The following is a 6,192-nucleotide window of genomic DNA, read 5'->3' as shown; positions in this document are numbered from 1 at the left end:
GGGGAGCAGGTTGTGGGCCACGGTGTTCCTCTCGTTGGTGGTTCTCGGTGGTCGCGTCAGCGGCTGGACGAGGCCAGCTCCACCCAGACGATCTTGCCCTTGCGGGTGGGCTGCCAGCCCCACCGGCCCAGGCGGGCCACCACGCGCATGCCGTGCCCGCCCGAGCCGTCGGGCCGCGCGTCGACGACGCGGGGCGCCTCGGGGCTGTCGTCCTCGACCTCGATGCGCAGGCCCTCCGCGGTCTCGAACAGCCGCAGGCCGACCGTGCCCCACCCGTGCAGGACCGCGTTGGCGACGAGCTCGGAGACCACGATCTCGGCCTGGGGCCCGCAGTCGAGCCCCCACACGGCGCACGCACGCAGGGTCGCGTGGCGGCCCTTGCCGATCGAGGACGGCTCCGAGGGCAGCTGCCAGCGGCGCCGGCGCGGCGTGTCGGCGGCCTGCTCGGGCGTCGCGGCGACCTGGTCGGGGATGCGCACGACGACCACGGCGGTGTCGTCCTCGGGGGAGTCCCCCAGCGCCGTGAGCAGCTCCTCGCCGATGCCCGCGGCGTCCGCCGCGCGCGCGTGCTCCAGGACGCCGACGAGGACCCCCAGGCCGTCGCGCACGGGGCGCTGCCGCGTCTCGATGAGGCCGTCGGTGTACAGGACGAGGACGTCGCCCGGCGACAGCGAGCGGTCCCGCGTGGGCCGCGGGCGGTTGCCGAGCCCGACGAGGGTGCCGGTGCCGTCGCTGAGGACCTCGACGGCCGCGGCCCCGGGGCCGCCGCGGCGCAGCAGCGGCGGCAGGTGCCCCGCGCTGGACCACGACAGCTCCCACTCGCCGTCGTCGAGGCGGGAGAGCATCGCGTAGACCAGGCTCGCCATCCGCGGGATCCGCATGCCGCTCGCGAGCTGGTCGACGCGCATGAGCACGCTGCCCGGGTCGTCGAGCTCGTGGGCGTAGGAGCGGACGACGGAGCGGATCTGGCTCATGGCCGCGGCGGCCTCGACGTCGCGGCCCACGACGTCGCCGACGACGACGGCCGCGACGTCGGGCGAGGTCTGCAGGACGTCGTACCAGTCCCCGCCGACCGGCGAGCCCTCGGCGTCGGGCGCGTAGTACGTCCAGACGTCGAGACCCTCCATGGTGGCCTGCTCGGGCCGCATGCTGCGCTGCAGGGTCTCGGCGAGGGCGCGCTCCCGGGCGTGGGAGCGGGCGGTCTCCACGAGCAGGCCGGCGCGGCGCGCGGCACCGGCGACGAGGGCGGCGTCCGCGGCGGACAGGCCCGCGACCGCGCTCGTCCCGTCCACGTCGTCCCGCTGGTCCCCGTCGTCCCGCTGGTCCCCGTCGTCCCGCTGGTCCCCGTCCCTCTGGTCCTCGCCCCCCGCGTCGCCGTCAGCCCGCGGCAGCAGCACCAGCAGCCCCACGGGCCGGTCGCGGCCGGGCAGCGGCACCGCGGCCGCGGGCGTGGAGCTGACCGCGGAGATCATGGCCGCCGCCCAGCCGGACGGCGTCCCGGTCTCGTGCGGGTCCAGGGTCGTGACGGCGATCGTCGCGGGCCCCCGGGCGCCGGGCGCGGGCGACGACGGCCCCGCGGGGCGAAGCAGCGGGTCGGGCTCCTCGCCGCCCGCCGCGTGGCGCAGCAGGCGCCCCGCCAGGGGGGCCAGGAGCGGGCCCTCGGCCGCGACGACCTCCGCGTCCGCCCCGCGGGGCCCCCCGGGCCGGGGCACGGTCAGCAGGACGAGGGCGTCGGCGACGACGTGCTCCACCAGGGCGTCCACGAGGGCCCCCAGCCCGGCCGCGACGTCGTCGGCCTCGACGACCTCGTCGAGGCGCTGGAGCAGCTCCAGGCGCCGGGCCGCGCGGTCCTCGGCGGCGCGGGCACGGCGCAGCCCGGCCTCCGCCACGGCGCGGCCCGTGACGTCGCTGTGCCAGGACACGACGTGCGCGGTGCGACCCGCGGCGTCCCGCAGCGGGGTGCAGCGCACCCGGTGCAGGAACGAGGTCCCGTCGCCGCGCCGGTCCACGACGGTCCTCGCGACGGGGTCCGCGCGCTCCACCCCGGCGGCGAGCTCGGCCGCGAGGGCGCTGTCGGCGACCTGGACGAGCGCCGTGACGGGCCGCCCCACCACCTCGGCGGCGGGCACGCCCGTGGTCCGGGTGAAGCCGGGGCCGGCCCAGCGGACGACGAGCGGGCCGTCCGCGGGCGGCCGGCGCTCGCTTAGCGCCATGCCGGGGCTCGCGGTCACCACGTCGGTGGCGGCCTCCCCCGCGGCGGCCGGCGGCGTCTCGACGTGCTGCAGGGCGACGAGCAGCCGCCCCTCGCCGGTGGGGGTCGCGGTCAGCCAGAGGTGGTCGGGCAGCAGGACGCCACCCACGCGCTCGCCCCGCGCCAGCTGGTCCCAGGGTCCCGGGCCCTCCCCGGCCGCGTCGAAGCCGGCCGCGCGGCACCAGGCCTGCAGGTCCGCCGGGACGGTCGCCGTGCCCGCGAGCGCGAGCGCGGCCGCGTCGGCCGCCACGACGTGCGGGGAGGCGCCCGGGCGCACCTGGACGAGGAGGACGGCTGCCGGCACCTCGCGGAGGGCGAGCGGCAGCGGGCCTCTCACGTGCATCGGTGCTCTCCTCCGGGGCGCTGCGGGGTCGCGGGTGCGCGACGGCGGCGCGGACCTCGATCAGTAGCATGCAGGGGGGCGCTGCGGCTCGCGCGTCGAGGGTGACCGCGTCCCGGCCGACGGGGCGTTCCCCCCGGGAGCCGGAGTGTCCTACGGTGCGAGCGACGCATCGTCGGAGATGGACCGCTGCCTGCAGAGAACCGGGTGGCCGACGAGCGCCTGTGCAGGCTGCGGAGGGAAGATGACGAGAGACACGACGCCGACGGGTGGTGCCCCGCGCACGCCCGAGGTGCGGTCCGTCGACCCGGGATCCGTGCACGTGCTCTACGAGCCGCGTGCCACCCGGGTGGTGCTCACGGGGGAGATCGACGCCGAGCTCGGGCCGGACCTGCTGGAAGCCGCCGAGGACGCCCTGACGTCGGGGCGTCCGCTGCAGGTCGACGCCCACCACGTGACGTTCATGGACTCCACCGGCCTGGCCTTCCTGGCCCGGCTCGCCTCCCGCTCGCGCGGGCGGCGCGTGACCCTGATCCGGCCGCCGGCCGTGGTCAAGTTCCTCATCGAGACGACGAACATCGTCCAGCTCCTCGACGTCGTCGACGAGGAACCGGCGCTGGTCGCGGAGGACGACGGGCCCCAGCCCGCCTGACGGGCACGAGGCGCTCCGCGGCGGCGACCGCCGCCGCGGAGCCTCACCTCACGTGAGGGACTTGCCCGCGCTGCGCAGGCTCTGCGCGGCCTCGACCACCCGGGCGGCCATGCCCGCCTCGGCGGCCTTGCCCCACGCGCGCGGGTCGTACTGCTTCTTGTTGCCGACCTCGCCGTCGATCTTCAGCACGCCGTCGTAGTTGCGGAACATGTGCTCCACGACGGGGCGGGTGAACGCGTACTGCGTGTCGGTGTCCACGTTCATCTTCACGACGCCGAAGTCGACGGCCGCCGAGATCTCCTCTGGCGCCGAGCCGGAGCCGCCGTGGAAGACGAGGTCGAACGGGTTCTCCTTGCCGACGGCCGTGCCGACCTCGTCCTGGATCTGCTTCAGGATCTCGGGGCGCAGCTTCACGCCGCCCGGCTTGTAGACGCCGTGGACGTTGCCGAAGGTCAGCGCCGTGAGGTAGCGGCCCTTCTCCCCCGTGCCGAGCGCCCGGACGGTCGCGAGGCCGTCCTCGACCGTCGTGTACAGCTTGTCGTTGATCTCGTGCGCGACGCCGTCCTCCTCGCCGCCGACGACGCCCACCTCGATCTCGAGGACGATGCGCGCCTTCGCGCACTGCTCCAGCAGCTCCTCGGCGATCTGGAGGTTCTCGTCCAGGGGCACCGCGGAGCCGTCCCACATGTGCGACTGGAACAGCGGCTCGCGGCCGGCGGCCACGCGCTCGGCGGAGATGGCGACGAGCGGGCGGACGAAGCCGTCCAGCTTGTCCTTCGGGCAGTGGTCCGTGTGCAGCGCGATGTTCACGCCGTAGCCCTTGGCGACGTGGTGGGCGAACTCCGCGAGGGCCTGCGCGCCGAGCACCATGTCCTTCACCGCGGGGCCGGACGCGTACTCCGCCCCACCGGTCGAGAACTGGATGATCCCGTCGCTCTCGGCGTCGGCGAAGCCGCGGATCGCGGCGTTGAGCGTCTGCGAGGAGGACACGTTGATCGCCGGGTAGGCGAACGACCCTGCCTTGGCACGGTCCAGCATCTCTGCGTAGACGTCGGGGGTGGCGATGGGCATGCTGACTCCTCGTCGTGGCGGCACTGGCGGGGCGATCCTTCCACGCCGCCTCGCGGGGCGGCATCCGGTCTCCGGATGCCGAACGCCGCGCGCGGTGCCAGCGTGGGGCCCATGCCGGACACCAGCTTGCAGGGCAAGAAGATCGCGTTCCTCGTGGCCCCCGAGGGCATCGAGCAGGCCGAGCTCACCGGCCCCTGGCAGGCCGTGCAGGAGGCCGGCGGCCAGCCCGTGCTCCTGTCGACGCAGGCCGGCACGGTGCAGGCCTTCGACCACCTCGACAAGGCGGACACCTTCGGAGTCGACGTCGTCGTCGCCGACGCCTCGGTCGGCGAGTACGACGCGCTCGTGCTGCCGGGCGGCGTGGCCAACCCCGACGCGCTGCGCACCGACCGCGAGGCGGTCGCCTTCGTCGGGCAGTTCGTCGCCTCGACCAAGCCGGTCGCCGCGATCTGCCACGCCCCCTGGACCCTCGTGGGGGCCGGCGCCGTGCGCGGGCGCCGCATGACGTCGTGGCCGAGCCTCGCCACCGACCTGCGCAACGCGGGGGCCGAGTGGGTCGACGAGGAGGTCGTCGTCGACGTCTCCGGCCCCGGTCCCCTCATCACGAGCCGCAACCCCGGGGACATCCCCGCGTTCAACGCCGCGCTGCTCGAGCACGTGGGGGCCTGAGCGTGGCGACGCCCGGCATCGGCTACACCTGCATGGGTGAGCAGTCGGACCCCCGCTGGCTCGTGCGCGACGCCGCGGCCGCCGAGGAGGCGGGTTTCGACCTCGTCGCCTTCTCCGACCACTACTCGCCGTGGCTCGCGTCCCAGGGCCACGCGGCCTACGCGTGGAGCGTCCTGGGCGCCGTCGCGCAGGCGACCTCGCGCGTGGAGCTCATGACCTACGTGACGTGCCCGACGATGCGGTACCACCCCGCGGTCGTCGCGCAGGGCGCGGCGACGCTGGGCCTGCTGTCCGAGGGGCGCTTCACCCTCGGCCTCGGCTCGGGCGAGAACCTCAACGAGCACACGGTCGGGCACGGCTGGCCCGCGGTCGAGGAGCGGCAGGAGATGCTCGTGGAGGCCGTCGAGATCATCTCGGCCCTCTTCGACGGCGAGCTGCTCACCTACTCGGGCGAGCACTTCCGCGTCGACTCCTCGCGGATCTGGGACCTCCCCGAGCACCGCGTGCCGATCGGCGTCGCGGTGTCCGGGGAGAAGTCCTGCGCCCGGTTCTCCCCCCTCGCGGACGTGATGATCGGCGTCGACCCCGACCCGTCGCTCGCGACCGCCTGGGACGGGGCGCGGGACACCGCGAGCCGCAAGGTCGGGCAGATGCCCGTGAGCTGGGACGCCGACCGCGACGCGGCCGTCGCCCGCGCGCACGAGCAGTTCCGGTGGTTCGCGGGGGGCTGGAAGGTCAACGCGGACCTGCCCACCACGGCGGGTTTCGCGGGCGCGACGCAGTTCGTGCGGCCGGAGGACGTGGCCGACGCGATCCCGTGCGGGAACGACGTCGAGGCGATCGTCACGGCCGCGACGGAGTACTTCAAGGCCGGCTACACCGACCTCGCGCTCGTGCAGATCGGCGGGGAGCACCAGTCGGCCTTCCTCGAGGCCGCCCGCAGCGAGATCGTTCCGGCGCTGCGCGAGGCGGCAGGGTCCGCCGACCCCAGCCCCAGCTGAGACCGCTCCCCGTGGCCGGCCGTCGTCAGTCCCCGCGGCGGCCGGTCACGAGGTTCTTCGCGGTCAGCAGGTCCAGGCGGCGGTCGGCCTCGCGCAGCGCCTTGATCAGCCGGACGTGGTGCCGGGGGTTGGTGGGGTCGAGGCGCCGCGAGCGGGCCAGGTCGTCGATCCGGTGCTCGTTCCACTCCCGGGCGGCGTCCTCGGCCTG

Annotated in this window: 6 protein-coding genes; 3 read left to right on the top strand and 3 right to left on the bottom strand. The window is 75.4% G+C overall.

What is annotated here, in order from left to right; all coding sequences use genetic code 11:
- Positions 1-56: 56 nt before the first annotated feature.
- The gene (locus tag GTR02_RS18745) at positions 57-2,594 is read right to left on the bottom strand and encodes a SpoIIE family protein phosphatase (RefSeq protein ID WP_166609000.1); all 2,538 of its coding nucleotides are present in this window, start codon (positions 2,592-2,594) and stop codon (positions 57-59) included.
- Between the two features lie 241 nt (positions 2,595-2,835).
- On the opposite strand from GTR02_RS18745, the gene GTR02_RS18740 reads away from it, so the two are divergent.
- Positions 2,836-3,243, top strand: coding sequence for an STAS domain-containing protein (locus tag GTR02_RS18740; RefSeq protein ID WP_205709597.1), 408 nt, complete (start codon positions 2,836-2,838; stop codon positions 3,241-3,243).
- A gap of 48 nt (positions 3,244-3,291) precedes the next feature.
- On the opposite strand, the gene fbaA is transcribed toward GTR02_RS18740, so the two are convergent.
- Positions 3,292-4,314 carry a class II fructose-bisphosphate aldolase gene (gene fbaA / locus GTR02_RS18735; RefSeq protein ID WP_166608999.1) on the bottom strand — a complete coding sequence of 341 codons (1,023 nt, stop codon included), beginning with the start codon at positions 4,312-4,314 and terminating at the stop codon, positions 3,292-3,294.
- Between the two features lie 111 nt (positions 4,315-4,425).
- On the opposite strand from fbaA, the gene GTR02_RS18730 reads away from it, so the two are divergent.
- On the top strand, positions 4,426-4,983 hold the full coding sequence (locus tag GTR02_RS18730) for a type 1 glutamine amidotransferase domain-containing protein (protein ID WP_166608998.1): 558 nt from the start codon (positions 4,426-4,428) through the stop codon (positions 4,981-4,983).
- Between the two features lie 2 nt (positions 4,984-4,985).
- A complete protein-coding gene (locus GTR02_RS18725) occupies positions 4,986-5,984 on the top strand; it encodes a TIGR03557 family F420-dependent LLM class oxidoreductase (RefSeq protein WP_338073922.1) in 999 nt (332 codons plus the stop codon).
- 25 nt (positions 5,985-6,009) lie between these two features.
- Here the strand turns inward: GTR02_RS18725 and GTR02_RS18720 are convergent.
- The coding region (locus GTR02_RS18720; protein WP_166608997.1) for a hypothetical protein at positions 6,010-6,192 on the bottom strand (183 nt) is incomplete at its 5' end.

The organism is Kineococcus siccus (genome assembly GCF_009906795.1).
GTDB lineage: Bacteria > Actinomycetota > Actinomycetes > Actinomycetales > Kineococcaceae > Kineococcus > Kineococcus siccus.
This window is presented reverse-complemented; position numbering and strand designations above follow the sequence as displayed.

What these genes read in the sequence shown, in the direction of transcription:
- GTR02_RS18745 (WP_166609000.1), bottom strand. Translation starts at nt 2,594, where the DNA reads ATGCACGTGAGAGGCCCGCTGCCGCTCGCCCTCCGCGAGGTGCCGGCA.
- GTR02_RS18730 (WP_166608998.1), top strand. Translation starts at nt 4,426, where the DNA reads ATGCCGGACACCAGCTTGCAGGGCAAGAAGATCGCGTTCCTCGTGGCC.
- GTR02_RS18740 (WP_205709597.1), top strand. Translation starts at nt 2,836, where the DNA reads ATGACGAGAGACACGACGCCGACGGGTGGTGCCCCGCGCACGCCCGAG.
- fbaA (WP_166608999.1), bottom strand. Translation starts at nt 4,314, where the DNA reads ATGCCCATCGCCACCCCCGACGTCTACGCAGAGATGCTGGACCGTGCC.